Raw genomic sequence first — 13571 nt, forward strand, 5'->3', positions numbered from 1 at the left:
TCAGTGTGTATAAGAGACAGGTCCCTGGAGACTCGGAGGGTGAGGAGGGGGACGCCGGGGGCCTGGTAGTGCCGCTCCTTCACCGGTGCCCTTCCGCGTGCCGCCGGAGTCGGACGTTGCAGTCGGTGACGGCGGCGAGGTCGCCGGTGGCGCGGGCGCGCTCTCGGTGGGCAGCGAGTGCCGCGCACCGGGAGCAGTCCGGGACAGGTACGGGCTCGACGCGCCAGCGCAGCGGCAACTCAACGGGCGGTGTGCTGTACCGAGTCGGTTCCGTGGTCATGAGGCGATGTTGGCGCTGGTCCTCAGGACGGGGGAACCGCGTACGTTTCCCACTTCGGGACGTCCCGTCCGGGATAGAACGTCCCTGGTGCGTCCACTACTCGGAAGGACCGGGAGATGTCGAACGAACGTCTGCGTGCGGCCATGGCGGGTAGAGGGTGGACATACGCAGACCTGGCCCTGAGGGTCGAGGTCGACCCCAAGACCGTCGAGCGATGGGTCAACCTCGGACGTACGCCACGGCGGGCAGCGGCTCTGCGGGCAGCGGAAGCTCTGGGAGATGACGTACACGCGCTGTGGCCGGCGCTCCGACAGCCACGTGCTGCGCGGGCCGTCAGCCCCGACCTTGTCACGCTGTACGCCCAGCGATCGGACGTGCCGGTGTCGGTGTATGTGGACCTGCTCGCCAAAGCCCGCCAACAGATCGATGTGCTGGTCTACGCTGCCGTGTTCCTACATGAGGCGTACCCGCGCCTCAACGATCTGCTTCGCGAGCGCGCTGCCGACGGATGCGCGGTCCGGATCGCTTTGGGTGACGCGGAGAGCTTGCAAGTCAAACAGCGGGGCCGAGAGGAGAAGTTCGGACACGGTATCGAGCCCCGCTGCCGCCTCGCTCTCATGCACTATCGGCCGTTGGTCGGTGTCCCCGGCATCGAGCTGCGGACTCACGGCACGACGCTCTACAACAGTCTGTACCGCACGGACGGCGAGGTGTTGGTGAACGCGCACGTGTGGGGTGTGAACGCATACGGCGCGCCCGTGTGGCACCTTCGGCGCAGCGGTGAAAGGGGCATGTTCGACACCTACACGGAGAGTTTCGCAGCAGTGTGGGAGACAGCCTGGCCCGTGGAAGGGTGAACCGATGGCACGTACCGAGTACTACGACGATCCGAACGCGCCCGAACCCAACACCCTGGTCGTAGCGGCCTCCGCCGTCGTCACCGACGGTCAGGGGCGCATCCTGCTCCAGCGACGTCGGGACAACGACCTGTGGGCGCTGCCGGGCGGCGGCATGGACATGGGCGACTCGCTTCCCGGCGCGGCCGTACGGGAGGTCAGGGAAGAGACAGGCCTTGAGGTCGAGATCACGGGACTCGTCGGCACGTACACCGATCCTCGCCACATCATCGCCTACAGCGACGGGGAGGTTCGCCGACAGTTCAACGTCTGCTTTACCGCGCGCGTGGTCGGCGGAACCCTGGCCATCTCCGACGAGAGCACCGAACTGCGCTTCGTGGAACGAGAAGCACTCGACTCCCTGTCCATGCACCACACCCAGCGGCTTCGACTCCAGCACTTCCTGGAGCACCGAGGCAAGCCCTACCTCGGCTGACTGTTGGAGAGGCCTCGCTCCGAGAGTGGGCCTCGCGCGTTCGGCGTAACCGTTCGGGGTGGTGGATCGTTGCGCCGGGTATGAAGAAGCGCAGCATGCTCGCGATCGCCTCGTTTGCCGTCGGTGTGGTGGCGTCGCTGGCGACGCCGACCGTTCAGCCGTCGCAGGAGTCGGAGGCGAAGAAGGACGACGGGCGCTCGTCGGCGCCGGACCTGGCGCTGGGCGCCGCCGAGGGCGGCGCCGACGTGGAGGGCGACAAGCGGGACGCCTGAGGCGCCTCGCGCCTCACCGCGCCTCAGGTGCGTTCCGCGAGCCAGGTCTCGACCTCGCTGCGGACCTTGCGGTCCAGTGCCATGGAGAGTTCGGCTTCGACGACCTGTTTGGCGTGGGGGCGGAGGCGGTCGACGGCTTCGAGGACGGCGTCGGTGGCGGCGTTGTCGCCGAGCAGGTTCTCCTTGAGCAGTTCGGCGAAGAGTTCGGCGATGGTCTCGACCTGGGCGCGGACGTGGGCGCCGGTGGAGAGGACGTCCGCCAGGGGGATGCCTTCGCGGACGAGTGCGGCGGAGGCGTCGAGGAGTCGGCGGCTGACGTGCACGATCTCGTCGCCCTCGACGGAGAGGTAGCCGAGGTCGAGGGCGGCGGAGAGGTTTTCCGGGGTGTCCTCGCCGGGGAAGTGGGAGGCCAGGTCCTCCGGGGTGAGGCGGACGGGTGTCTCCTCGGAGAAGCGGGGGGTGTGGGCCTCGGTGAGGCCGAGGAGTTCGGCGGCGCTGCGGGAGTCGCGGCCCTTCTCGAAGGCGGCGAGGAGTTCGGCGATGCCGCCGAGGGTGTGTCCGCGTTCGAGGAGCGCGGCGATGGTGTGCAGGCGGTTGAGGTGGTGGTCGTCGTACCAGGCGATGCGGCCTTCCCGGCGGGGCGGCGGCAGCAGTTTGCGTTCGCGGTAGAAGCGCAGGGTGCGGGTGGTGATGCCGGCGGCCTCGGCGAGTTCGGCGGCGCGGTACTCCCGGTCGGGAGTGGGCTCGGCCGGGTCGCCGGTCGGCGGCTGGGTCGCCGGAGTCGCCGGTGGCTGCTGCTGTTCTTCGCTGGTCCCCACGTGGCCAGCCTATGTCGGTCGGTGGGCCGGAGCCCCAGGTGCAACTCGCGGTAACTTTTCGCGCCGCGCCCCCTACCGCTCGGTACGAAGCTGCTCTAGCCTGCCGACCATGCCAGTGATTACTGGCACAGTCGGCGCGGCTGCGAAGGCCCGCCGGCGTCACATGGTCGGGACGCATGGTCGGGAGGCGGCGGCATGGCCGAACGCGAACACGGACGGCGCGGGCAGTCGGGACGCGAACACGTACGGGTGGCGGTGATCGGATCGGGCTTCGGCGGCCTCGGCGCCGCCGTGCGGCTTCGCCGGGCCGGGATCACGGACTTCGTGGTGCTCGAACGCCGTGGCGGCGTGGGCGGCACCTGGCACGACAACACCTATCCGGGGTGCGCCTGCGACGTGCCCTCACACCTCTACTCCTTCTCCTTCGCGCCCAATCCGCAGTGGCCGCGCAGCTTCTCCGGGCAGGCGCACATCCACGCCTATCTGGAGGGCGTCGCCGACAACTTCGGGCTGCGTCCGCATATCCGGCTGCACCACGACGTCGAGCAGCTGACCTGGGACGAGGACGAGCTGCGCTGGGTGATCGAGACGTCCCAGGGCACGCTCACCGCCGACGTCGTGGTCTCCGCCACCGGGCCGCTGTCGGACCCGAAGATTCCCGACATCCCGGGTCTGGAGGGCTTCGGCGGCAAGGTCTTCCACTCGGCGGAGTGGGACCACGACTACGACCTGCGAGGCAAGCGCGTCGCGATGATCGGCACAGGCGCCTCGGCGATCCAGATCGTCCCCGCCATCCAGCCGACCGTCGGCCGGCTCACCCTCTTCCAGCGCACACCGCCGTGGGTCATGCCGCGCGTCGACCGCCGGATCAGCGGGCTGGAGCGCTGGCTGCACGGCAAGGTGCCGATCAGTGCCACGCTGCGGCGGCAGATCCTGTGGGGTGTGCGGGAGCTCCAGGTCAGCGCGTTCACCAAGCGGCCGCAGGAGCTGGGCCTGGTGCAGCGGCTGGCGCTGGCGCACATGCGCCGGGCGGTCAAGGACCCGGAGATGCGGCGTCGGCTCACCCCGGACTACCGCATCGGCTGCAAACGCATCCTGCTGTCCAACAACTACTACCCGGCACTGACAAAGCCCAACGTCGACCTGGTCGCGTCGGGGCTGAAGGAGGTGCGGGGCAACACGCTCGTGGCGGCCGACGGGACGGAGACCGAGGTGGACGCCGTCATCTTCGGCACCGGCTTCCATGTCACGGACATGCCGATCGCCCGGAAGGTGAAGGGCGCGGGCGGCATCACGCTCGCGGAGGCGTGGCGGGACGGCATGGAGTCGCTGCGCGGCGCCGGCGCGGCGGGCTTCCCGAACTTCCTGACGATCATCGGTCCCAACACCGGGCTGGGCAACAGCTCGATGATCCTCATGATCGAGGCCCAGCTGAACTACATGGTGGACCACCTGCGGCAGTTGGACGTCCTCGGCGGCCGGGTGGCGTTGGACGCGCGGCCGTCCGCCGTGCACGCGTGGAACAAGTTCGTACAGGACCGGATGCGGCGCACGGTGTGGAACACCGGCGGCTGCGACAGCTGGTACCTGGACGCGAACGGCCGGAACACGACGGTCTGGCCTGGCACCACCGGCGAGTTCCGCCGCCTCACCCGAGAGGTCCGGCTGGAGGAGTACGAGGTGCTGCGGCCGAAGGCGCGCGGCGCGGGCAGGGCGGCCGCGACCGCCGGTCGTCCGTCGAAGCAGGAGGCCGCCGCATGAGCCGTCGACGCCACGCCATCACAGGCTGCTTCGCGCCGCCGCCGCCGGAACGGGAGCTGACCGTCACCGCCCCCGACGGGCTGCCGCTGCACGCCGAGACGCACGGCCCGGCCGACGGCCCGCCGATCGTGCTCGCCCACGGCTGGACCTGCTCGACGGCCTTCTGGGCCCCGGTGATCCGGGACCTCACCGCCGACGGACACCGCGTGGTCGTCTACGACCAGCGTGGCCACGGCAGCAGCCCGGCCGGGCTCGACGGCCGACCGACCGGCTACAGCACCGCCACGCTCGCCGACGACCTGTGCGCCGTGCTCGACGCGGTGCTGGCGCCCGGCGAGAAGGCCGTCGTCGGGGGCCACTCGATGGGCGGCATGACCCTCATGGCGGCCGCCGGACGGCCCGAACTGCGGGAGCACGCGGCCGCGTTGATGCTCTGCAGTACGGGCGCGCAACGGCTGGCGGGGGAGTCGCGGGTGGTGCCCGTGCCGTTCGCCCGGTTGCGCGGTCCGGCGCACCGGCTGCTGCTCACGGCCACGCTGCCGCTCGGCCCGGTCACCCCGCTCGGCCGGAAGGCGATCAAGTACGCGACCATGGGCCCGGACGCCGCACCGGAGGCGGTGGACGCCGCCGCCCGCATCGTGCACGGCTGCCCGCGTCGGGTGCGGGCCGCGTGGGGCGGGGTGCTGGCCGGACTCGACCTCGCCGCGCGGGTGGCCCGACTCGACGTGCCGACTGCCGTCGTGGCCGGCACCCGGGACCGGCTCACGCCGTTCCCGCACGCCCGCCGGTTGGCCGCTGCGCTGCCCCATCTCACCGAGTTGCACCGGCTCCCGGGGCTCGGCCACATGACGCCGATGGAGGCACCGGAGGCCGTGGCCGGGGTGCTGCGCGGCCTCGCCGCCGACAACCTGCGCCAACCGGGCGCCGCGGGCACGTCCGACGCGCCCAAGGCCGACGCGCCCACGGCCGACATGCCCAAGGCCGACGCGCCCACGGCCGACGAGGCCAGGATCGATGCGGCCAAGGCCGCCGAGCCCAAGTCAGACAAGCGCAGGTCCGTGAAGCGCGGGGCCCTGAAGGAGAGTTCATGAGCCGCACGGTGTTGGAAGGGCAGGTCGTGGTGGTGACCGGTGCCGCGCGCGGGGTGGGCGAACTGCTCGCCCGCAAGCTCGCGGCGCGCGGCGCCCGGCTGGCCCTCGTCGGGCTGGAACCGGAGGAGCTGAAGCGGGTCTGCGCGGCGCTGCCGACCGACTCCGAGCACTGGCACGCCGACGTCACCGACCACGTCGCGATGGCCGAGGTCGCCCGGGAGGTGAAGGCGCGCTTCGGCAAGGTGGACGTGGTGATCGCCAACGCCGGGGTGGCGCAGGGCGGGCCGTTCGCCGACAGCGACCCGGTCGCCTGGCGGCGGGTCATCGAGGTCAACCTGATCGGTTCGGCGGTCACCGGCCGGGCGTTCCTGCCGCTGCTCACGGAGTCGCGCGGCTACCTCCTGCAGATCGCCTCGCTCGCGGCGATCACGGCCGCGCCGATGATGACCGCGTACTGCGCCTCGAAGTCCGGGGTGGAGGCGTTCGCGCACAGCCTGCGCGCGGAGGTCGCCCACCGGGGCGTCAAGGTCGGTGTGGCGTATCTGAGTTGGACGGACACCGACATGGTGCGCGGCGCCGACGAGGACGAGGTGCTGCGCGACGTGCGCCGCAAACTGCCGTGGCCGGCGAACAAGACGTACGAGCTCAGCCCCGCCGTCGACCGGATCGTCTCCGGTGTCGAGCGGCGCGCCGCGCACGTCTACGCGCAGTGGTGGTTGCGCGGGATGCAGCCGATCCGGGGCTGTCTTCCCTCGTTCATCGGCGTCTTCGGCCCGCGTCGACTCGCGGGCGTGCAGGAGAGGTTGGCCGAGAGCGGGGGCGCACCGCGCGGTCTGGTCGGCGCGGGCGGCGCGGCCGACGAGAAGGAGCGGCACTCCTAGGCCTGGGGATGTACGACCGGTCGGGCGGTGACGGCGGGGCCGTGGTCGTCCGCCGGTCGGGAGAGCCCGCGGGGAGGCGGGCGTCCGGCGGGGGTGCCGCCGGGCGTGGCCGGGGGCGCGTCCGTTGAAGGACGCGCCCCCGGCGCGGCTATCCGGCGTACACGCCGCTGCTCAGCGTTCGCGCTCGTCCCAGGCGTCGTCCAGGCTCTCCTGGTGGCCCGCACGGCGCTCGGTCGGACCCGTGCGGCCCTGCCGCTCGCGGGCGCCCGGGTCGGGGGTGCCGCGCTCGCGTCCGGCCTCGCGCTGCGGCTCCCGGCCGGTGCGCTCGGTCTGTCCCTGCCCCTGCCGCTTGCCCTGACGCTCGCCCTGCGTACCGCGCTGGCCGCCGCTGGGGGAGCCGCGTTCCGGGCCGCCCTGCTGTCGGCCGCCCTGCTCCTGGGCGCGCCGCTGCTGTTCCTTCTCGGCGCGGTCGCCGAACGCTTCCTTCGCCCGGTCCGCCGCCTGTTGCGCCTTGTCCCGGAACTGGTCTGACATGCCCATGTGTGTCACTCCAAGGTGTGGTTCGAGTGGGCCGTGAAACAGCCTTGCACGGGGTGATATTCGCCGCATTCCGGACAGTGCCGGTCAGGTGGTCGTCGCTGCCAACCGGCCGTCCCAGCCCTCGTGTTCAGTCCGCCTGGCCGCTTCGCGGCGGCAGCGGCGGACGGCGCCGGTCGGGTACTCGGGAGTAGTCCGGCGGGGACGGGGCCGGGTGCCGTTCCAGCAGGTCAAGCGCAGTGCGCACGGCGGCGCTCAGCGCGACGTAACGGCCTTCCGCCCAGTCCAGCGGCGACCGTTGCGCCTCGATGTCCGGCTCGACGCCGTGGTTCTCCACGTCCCAGCCGTAGGCGTCGAACCAGGCCGCGTTCATCGGCACGGTGATGACCGTGCCGTCGACCAACCGGTGCCGACCGGTCATGCCCACCACACCGCCCCAGGTGCGGGTGCCCACCACCGGTCCGATGCCGAGCAGCCGGAACGCCGCCGTGATCATGTCGCCGTCCGAGGAGGTCGCCTCGTCCGCGACCGCGACCACCGGACCGCGCGGCGCGTTGCTGGTGTACGACACGGGCTGGGCGTTGCGGGTGAGGTCCCAGCCGAGGATCGTCCGGGTCAGCTTCTCGACGACCAACTCGCTGATGTTCCCGCCCGCGTTGCCGCGCACGTCGACGATCAGCGCCTCCCTGGACACCTCCATGCGCAGGTCCCGGTTGAACTGTGCCCAGCCCGAGCCGCCCATGTCGGGGATGTGCAGATAGCCGCAGCGCCCGTCGCTGAGCCGCCGCACCACCTCGCGGCGGCCGGCCACCCAGTCCTGGTAGCGCAACTGCCGGTCGTCCACGAGCGGCATCACCGCGACCCGCCGGGCCGGGCCGCGCCCGTCCGGACTGCGGAACGTCAGCTCCACCGTCGTGCCGCCCGCCGCCTCCAGCAGCGGGTAGGGGCCCGCCACCGGGTCCACCGGCCGACCGTCCACATGGGTGAGCACCGCGCCCTCCCGTACGCCCGTGCCGGCCAGCGGGGACCGCGCACGCGAGTCCGAGGACTCGCCCGGCAGGATGCGGGACACCTGCCAGTCACCCTGCTTCGTCCGGGCGAAGTTCGCGCCGAGCAGCCCGATCGCCCGCTGGTAGTGCGGCGGGCCCTCGTTGCGGCGGGACGGCGTGACGTACGCGTGCGAGGTGCCGAGTTCGCCCAGCACCTCACGCAGCAGGTCGGCGAACTCGTCGGGGCTGGCGACCCGTTCGACGAGCGGGCGGTACTGGTCGAGCACGCCGTCCCAGTCGATGCCGCACATCCCCGGCTCCCAGAAGTAGGCCCGGGTGATGCGGCCCGCCTCGTCGAAAGCCTGCCGCCACTCGGCGCCGGGCTCCACGGTGTGCAGCACCCGGCGCAGGTCGATGTAGACGGTCGTGTCGTGGTCGGCGGCCTCGGCCGAGGGCACCGCGCGCAGCTCGTCCTCGTCCGCCACCACCAGCCGGGTGCCGTCGCCGCTCACCGCGAACCAGTCGACCTCGGCGGTGAGTTCGGTCCGCTTGGCCTTCACGAGGTCGAAGTGTTCGAGCGTGGGACGGCCGGAGGTGTCCGCCGGGTTGGCGAACGTCTCGCCCAGCGCGCCGGAGATCGGGTACCTGAGCCAGATCAGCCCGCCGCCGGCCACCGGGTGCAGTGCCGAGTACTTCGAGGCCGTCACCGGGAACGGCGTCACCCTGCTCTCCAACCCCTCGGCCTCGACGGACACCGAACCGTCCTCCGCGCCCGTATCGTCCGGATCGAGCCCGCCGGCCGCCGGTCGGCCCTCCGGCGACAGCGCGAACGGCGAGTTCGTCGCGGAGTTCAGCGGCACCAGGTACGGGCGGCAGCCCAGCGGGAAGGAGAGGTCACCGGTGTGCACGTCGTACACCGGGTCGAAGCCGCGCCAGGAGAGGAAGGCGAGGTAGCGGCCGTCGCTGGTGAAGACCGGCTGCTCGTCCTCGAAGCGGCCGCCGGTCACCTCCAGCACGGTGCCGTCGGCGAGCTTGGCGATCTTGATCTGGCGCAGTGACCGGCCGATGCCCGGGTGCGCCCAGGCGAGCCAGGCCGAGTCGGGGGAGAAGGCCAGATCGCGGACCGGGCCGTTCACCGACCTGATCAGCTCGGTGACCAGCGGTTCGTCGGCCTCGCCGGATGCGGCGTCGGCGGGCGCGGAGCCGTTGGGTGCGGCGTCGGCGGGCGTGGAGCCGTTGGGTGTGGCGTCGGCGGGCGCGGTGTCGCCCCCCGCGCCCGGCGGCTCGTCCGCCGCCGGCGGCGGCAGGGGCGGCGGCTCGTCCGCGTCGGTGCGCACCAGCAGGAGCCGGCCGTCGTGGGAGGCGACGGCCAGCGTGCCGCCGTCCGGGGAGGAGGCCAGCTCGTGCACCCGGCCCAGCCGCCCGGTCGCGAGTCGGCGGCGCTCCTGGTCCCCGCTGGCGCGGGGGAGTTGGGCGATCTCGATGGTGTCCTCGCCGTCGGCGTCGGTGACGTAGGCGATGCGGCCCGTGTCCCCCAGCATCTCCGGCAGCCGCACCCGGACGCCGGGCTCCTCGCTGATCGTGCGGGCCGGGCCGTCCCGATGGGTCAGCCAGTGGAGGCTGCCGCGCACGCACACCGCGCTGGCCCGGCCGGTGGTGTCCACGGCCAGCGAGTCGACGTGGTTCGCAGCCGCGACCTGGTAGCGGCGCCGCCCCGGGCGCGGCCCGCCGAGCGAGACGGCCAGTCGGCGCGGCCGGGAGTCCGCCGCCAGGTCCGGCACCAGCCACATCTCGCCCGCGCACTGGTAGACGACCCTGCGCCCGTCGGTGGCGGCGTGCCGGGCGTAGAAGTCGGCGTGGTCGGTGTGTCGGCGCAGCCCGGTACCGTCGGGACGGCAGGAGTACAGGTTGCCGACGCCCTCGTGGTCGGAGAGGAACGCGACGCGGGTGCCGCCGTCGGCGTCGCGGACGAACATCGGGCAGTCCAGGTGGCCCGCCAGATCGGCCAGCAGGCGTTCGCCGTGCAGCCACAGCCGGCCCATCGCCCCGCCCCGGTACCGCTTCCAACTCGCCGGCTCGTGCGGGGGCGTTCCCGTCAGCAGCAGCGTCCTCCGCTCTCCTTCCAGGTCTGCGACCGCGAGGTGCGAGCAGGGACCCCACGGCAGTCGGCTGCCGGGCGAGCCGTCCGTCGGCAGCCGGTAGCCCCACGTGTAATGGGAGAACGGCTGGCCGTGGGAGGAGACGGCGAGCACGTCCCCCTCGGGCGTCCAGCCGCACACCCGGTTCTCCGGCGCCCCCCAGTACGTCAGCCGGCGCGCCGGGCCGCCGCCGACCGGGACGGTGTGGATCTCCGGATCGAGGCTGCGCCAGCTGGTGAAGGCGATCTCCCGCCCGTCGGGGGAGAAGCGGGGCGGGCCGAGCCGCGTCCGGTCCGCCGTCAGCCGCCACGCGCGGCCGGGCGCGGCGTCCTCGGCGGCCAGCGGGGCGAGCCACAGATCGTCCTCCGCGACGAAGCACACGTGCTCGCCGTGGAGGTGCGGGAACCGTAGGTAGGCGCCGTCACTCACCCCACCCATGGTTCGGCCGCCCCGCCCGCCGGGCAAGTCGTGCCGCGACCGGCGCGGGGGGCGAACGGGTGTCCGGTTCGCGGTTCGGCCCGGTCGCGCGGAGGGCTTTTCCGGGTGCCGGGTTCCGCCCGGTTGTGTGATCTGCGCCTCATCCGTCAGGTGTTGTCACCCGTCCCGGCGTCCGCGGCGTCTTCTGTCATGAGCTGCCACTTTCGGTGGCTCACACGCACCACGCGCACCGCACGCACCGCACGCCCGATGCTGGACCGACACCGGAGAAACCCGTGGCCACGTTCCTGTACAAGCTCGGCAGACTCGCCTTCCGGCGGCGCCGCATCGTCGCCCTGCTGTGGGTGGCGCTGCTGGTCTCGGCCAGCGTCGCCGCGTCGACGGCCGGCGACCCGCCCGAGGACGACTTCAGCCTCCCCGGCACCGAGGCCCAGCAGGCCGCCGACCTGATGGAGGAACGCTTCGACGGCATGTCGGCGGACGGCGCCGAGGCGAAGATAGTCTTCCGCGCGCCCAACGGCGACAAGATCACCGCCACCGAGCACCGCGAGACCGTCGAGAAGGTCGTCGAGAAGGCCGGCGGCGGCCAGGCCAAGTCCGCCGTCAGCCCCTTCCAGAACGAGCAGCAGATCAGCCAGGACGGCTCGATCGCCTACGCCCAGATCACCTACGGCGTCAACGCCATGGAGATCACCGACAAGACGCGCGACCAGCTCAAGGCCGCCGCCGAACTCGGCCGCGAGGCGGGACTGAGCGTCGAGATGGGAGGTGACGCGCTCTTCGTCGAACCGGACATGGGCAACGGCGAGATCATCGGCATCGGCGTCGCCGCCTTTGTGCTCATCGTGACGTTCGGCTCGCTCGTCGCCGCCGGACTTCCGCTCATCACCGCCCTCATCGGCGTCTCCGTCGGCATCTCCTCGATCGTCGGCCTCGGCCCGGTCCTCGGCCTGTCCGCCAACACGATCACGCTCGCGATGATGATCGGCCTCGCCGTCGGCATCGACTACGCGCTCTTCATCGCCTCCCGCTACCGCGCCGAGCTGATGGAGGGCCGCGACCGCGAGGAGGCCGCCGGCCGCGCCGTCGGCACCGCCGGCTCCGCCGTCGTCTTCGCCGGCCTCACCGTGGTCATCGCGCTCTCCGGCCTCGCCGTCGTCAACATCCCCGTCCTGACGAAGATGGGCTTCGCGGCGGCCGGCACGGTGGTCATCGCCGTCCTCGTCGCCATCACCCTGGTGCCCGCCGCGCTCGGCATGGTCGGCAAGCGCATCTTCGGCCGCAAGGTCCGCAAGGCCAACCCGGAGACCGGCGTGCCCGCCCCGGACGCCGACGCCAAGCCCCCGATGGGCGCCCGCTGGGCCAGCTTCACCCTGCGCCGCCCGGTGGTCGTGCTCGTCACCGCCGTGCTCGCGCTCGGCGCCGTCGCACTGCCCGTGTCCAAGCTCCACCTCGGCCTGCCCGACGAGGGCAACCAGCCCACCCACACCACCCAGCGCAAGGCCTACGACATGATGGCCGAGGGCTTCGGCCCCGGCTTCAACGGCCCGCTGGTCATGCTTCTCGACCAGAAGAACTCCGACGACCCGCAGGGCGCCGGCGAGCGGATCGCCGAGAAGGTCCGGGAGATGGACGGCGTCGCGTTTGTCGGCCCGGCCGTCCCCAACAAGGCAGGCGACGCCGCCCTGGTGACCGTCGTCCCCGAGGCGCGGCCGAGCAGCGTCGAGACCCAGGACCTGGTGAAGGACCTGCGCGCCAAGGCCGGCGAGTTCCGCGCCGACACCGGCACCGCCGTACTCGTCACCGGCCTGACCGCGATCAACGTCGACTTCTCGCAGGTCATGGACGACGCGCTGGTGCCGTACCTGGCCCTGGTCGTCGGACTGGCGTTCCTGCTGCTGCTGATGGTGTTCCGCTCGATCCTCGTGCCGCTCAAGGCCGCGCTCGGCTTCCTGCTGTCCGTGCTCGCCGCGCTCGGCGCGGTTGTCGCGGTCTTCCAGTGGGGCTGGCTGGCCGGGCTGCTCGGCGTCGAACAGACCGGTCCGATCATGAGCATGATGCCGATCTTCATGATCGGCGTGATCTTCGGACTGGCGATGGACTACGAGGTCTTCCTCGTCACCCGAATGAGGGAGGCGTACGTTCACGGCGAGAGCGCGAGCGAGGCCATCGTCACCGGCTTCAAGCTCGGCGCCCGGGTCGTGACCGCCGCCGCGATCATCATGATCAGCGTCTTCGCCGGCTTCATCGGCGCCGGCGAAACCATGATCAAGATGATGGGCTTCGGCCTCGCCGTCGCCATCCTCTTCGACGCGTTCATCGTCCGGATGGCGATCGTCCCGGCCGTACTCGCCCTGCTCGGCGACAAGGCGTGGAAGCTGCCGCGCTGGCTCGACCGGATCCTGCCGAACGTCGACGTCGAGGGCGAGAAGCTCGCCAAGTACCTCGACAGCCAGAAGGCCGTCGACTTCCGCAAGGGCGACGACGGTGACGGCGGCCCCGGCGGTGGCGGCGGCGGTGGCAACGGCGGCGGCACCCCGCCGACCGGCCCCGCCGGCGGCCAGGGCGCCGCGACCGCCCAGCCGCAACCGACGGCCGTCTGACGGGCGGGCCGTTCGACCCACGACGCCGGGGCCGGCCGTATGCGGCGCACCCGCCTCGCGGCGCCGGTCCCGTGTCCGCGTCGCGCGATGCCATGCTGTCCGCATGGCATCGCGCGAGCTCAACGGACACCCGGTCACGGCCGGCGAACTCCAGACCCTCGCCCTCACCAACTACGGGCACTTCACCACCATGCGCGCCCGCCACGGCCGGGTACGCGGCCTCGCCCTGCACCTCCGCCGCCTCACCGACGACAGCCGCACCCTCTTCCACGCCGACCTCGACCCCGACCGCGTCCGCGCCCTCGCCCGCCGACTCGCCCCCGTCACCACTCCCGACGTCGTCCTCCGCGTCACCGTCTTCGACCCGGCACTCGACCTCGGACGCCTCGCCGCCGACGCCCACCCGGCCGTACTCGTCACCTGTCTCTTAT

12 protein-coding genes are annotated in these 13571 nt (G+C 72.2%); 8 read left to right on the plus strand and 4 right to left on the minus strand.

The window, feature by feature from the left end:
* Positions 1-79: 79 nt before the first annotated feature.
* Entirely contained in the window at positions 80-280 is a 201-nt protein-coding gene (locus FNX44_RS15190) for a hypothetical protein (RefSeq protein ID WP_143648778.1), read from the minus strand.
* A gap of 116 nt (positions 281-396) precedes the next feature.
* On the opposite strand from FNX44_RS15190, the gene FNX44_RS15195 reads away from it, so the two are divergent.
* The 3 genes from FNX44_RS15195 (at position 397) to FNX44_RS15205 (ending at position 1884) form a co-directional block, all read left to right on the plus strand.
* Positions 397-1137 (plus strand): helix-turn-helix domain-containing protein, encoded by a 741-nt coding sequence (locus FNX44_RS15195; protein ID WP_143648779.1) that lies wholly within the window; start codon positions 397-399, stop codon positions 1135-1137.
* A 4-nt stretch (positions 1138-1141) separates the two neighbouring features.
* On the plus strand, positions 1142-1612 hold the full coding sequence (locus FNX44_RS15200; protein ID WP_143648780.1) for an NUDIX hydrolase: 471 nt from the start codon (positions 1142-1144) through the stop codon (positions 1610-1612).
* 80 nt (positions 1613-1692) lie between these two features.
* A complete protein-coding gene (locus FNX44_RS15205; protein WP_143648781.1) occupies positions 1693-1884 on the plus strand; it encodes a hypothetical protein in 192 nt (63 codons plus the stop codon).
* A gap of 23 nt (positions 1885-1907) precedes the next feature.
* Here FNX44_RS15205 and FNX44_RS15210 read toward each other — a convergent pair whose 3' ends face one another.
* Positions 1908-2702 carry a MerR family transcriptional regulator gene (locus FNX44_RS15210; protein WP_143648782.1) on the minus strand — a complete coding sequence of 265 codons (795 nt, stop codon included), beginning with the start codon at positions 2700-2702 and terminating at the stop codon, positions 1908-1910.
* 195 nt (positions 2703-2897) lie between these two features.
* On the opposite strand from FNX44_RS15210, the gene FNX44_RS15215 reads away from it, so the two are divergent.
* From FNX44_RS15215 to FNX44_RS15225, 3 genes are read left to right on the plus strand one after another with little or no spacing between them, the layout of a single operon-like run.
* Positions 2898-4463 carry a flavin-containing monooxygenase gene (locus FNX44_RS15215; protein WP_143648783.1) on the plus strand — a complete coding sequence of 522 codons (1566 nt, stop codon included), beginning with the start codon at positions 2898-2900 and terminating at the stop codon, positions 4461-4463.
* Positions 4460-5554, plus strand: coding sequence for an alpha/beta fold hydrolase (locus FNX44_RS15220; protein WP_143648784.1), 1095 nt, complete (start codon positions 4460-4462; stop codon positions 5552-5554). The genes FNX44_RS15215 and FNX44_RS15220 overlap by 4 nt, the downstream gene beginning before the upstream one ends.
* Complete coding sequence (locus FNX44_RS15225) at positions 5551-6435, plus strand: SDR family oxidoreductase (RefSeq protein ID WP_143648785.1); 885 nt, start codon at positions 5551-5553, stop codon at positions 6433-6435. Before FNX44_RS15220 ends, FNX44_RS15225 begins: the two co-directional genes overlap by 4 nt.
* A gap of 171 nt (positions 6436-6606) precedes the next feature.
* Here FNX44_RS15225 and FNX44_RS15230 read toward each other — a convergent pair whose 3' ends face one another.
* Complete coding sequence (locus tag FNX44_RS15230; RefSeq protein WP_143648786.1) at positions 6607-6969, minus strand: hypothetical protein; 363 nt, start codon at positions 6967-6969, stop codon at positions 6607-6609.
* Positions 6970-7102: 133 nt separating this feature from the next.
* Positions 7103-10537 carry a S41 family peptidase gene (locus tag FNX44_RS15235; RefSeq protein WP_153507319.1) on the minus strand — a complete coding sequence of 1145 codons (3435 nt, stop codon included), beginning with the start codon at positions 10535-10537 and terminating at the stop codon, positions 7103-7105.
* A gap of 275 nt (positions 10538-10812) precedes the next feature.
* Between FNX44_RS15235 and FNX44_RS15240 the strand changes: the two genes are divergently transcribed.
* Both FNX44_RS15240 and FNX44_RS28045 read left to right on the plus strand, forming a co-directional pair.
* Positions 10813-13140, plus strand: a complete 2328-nt coding sequence (locus tag FNX44_RS15240) for an MMPL family transporter (RefSeq protein WP_143648788.1) — start codon at positions 10813-10815, stop codon at positions 13138-13140.
* 103 nt (positions 13141-13243) lie between these two features.
* Positions 13244-13571 (plus strand): aminotransferase class IV (locus FNX44_RS28045; RefSeq protein ID WP_173019201.1); only part of this gene is annotated, 328 nt, incomplete at its 3' end.

The sequence above is a fragment of the Streptomyces alkaliterrae genome, assembly GCF_007097205.2.
Classification (GTDB): Bacteria; Actinomycetota; Actinomycetes; order Streptomycetales; family Streptomycetaceae; genus Streptomyces; species Streptomyces alkaliterrae.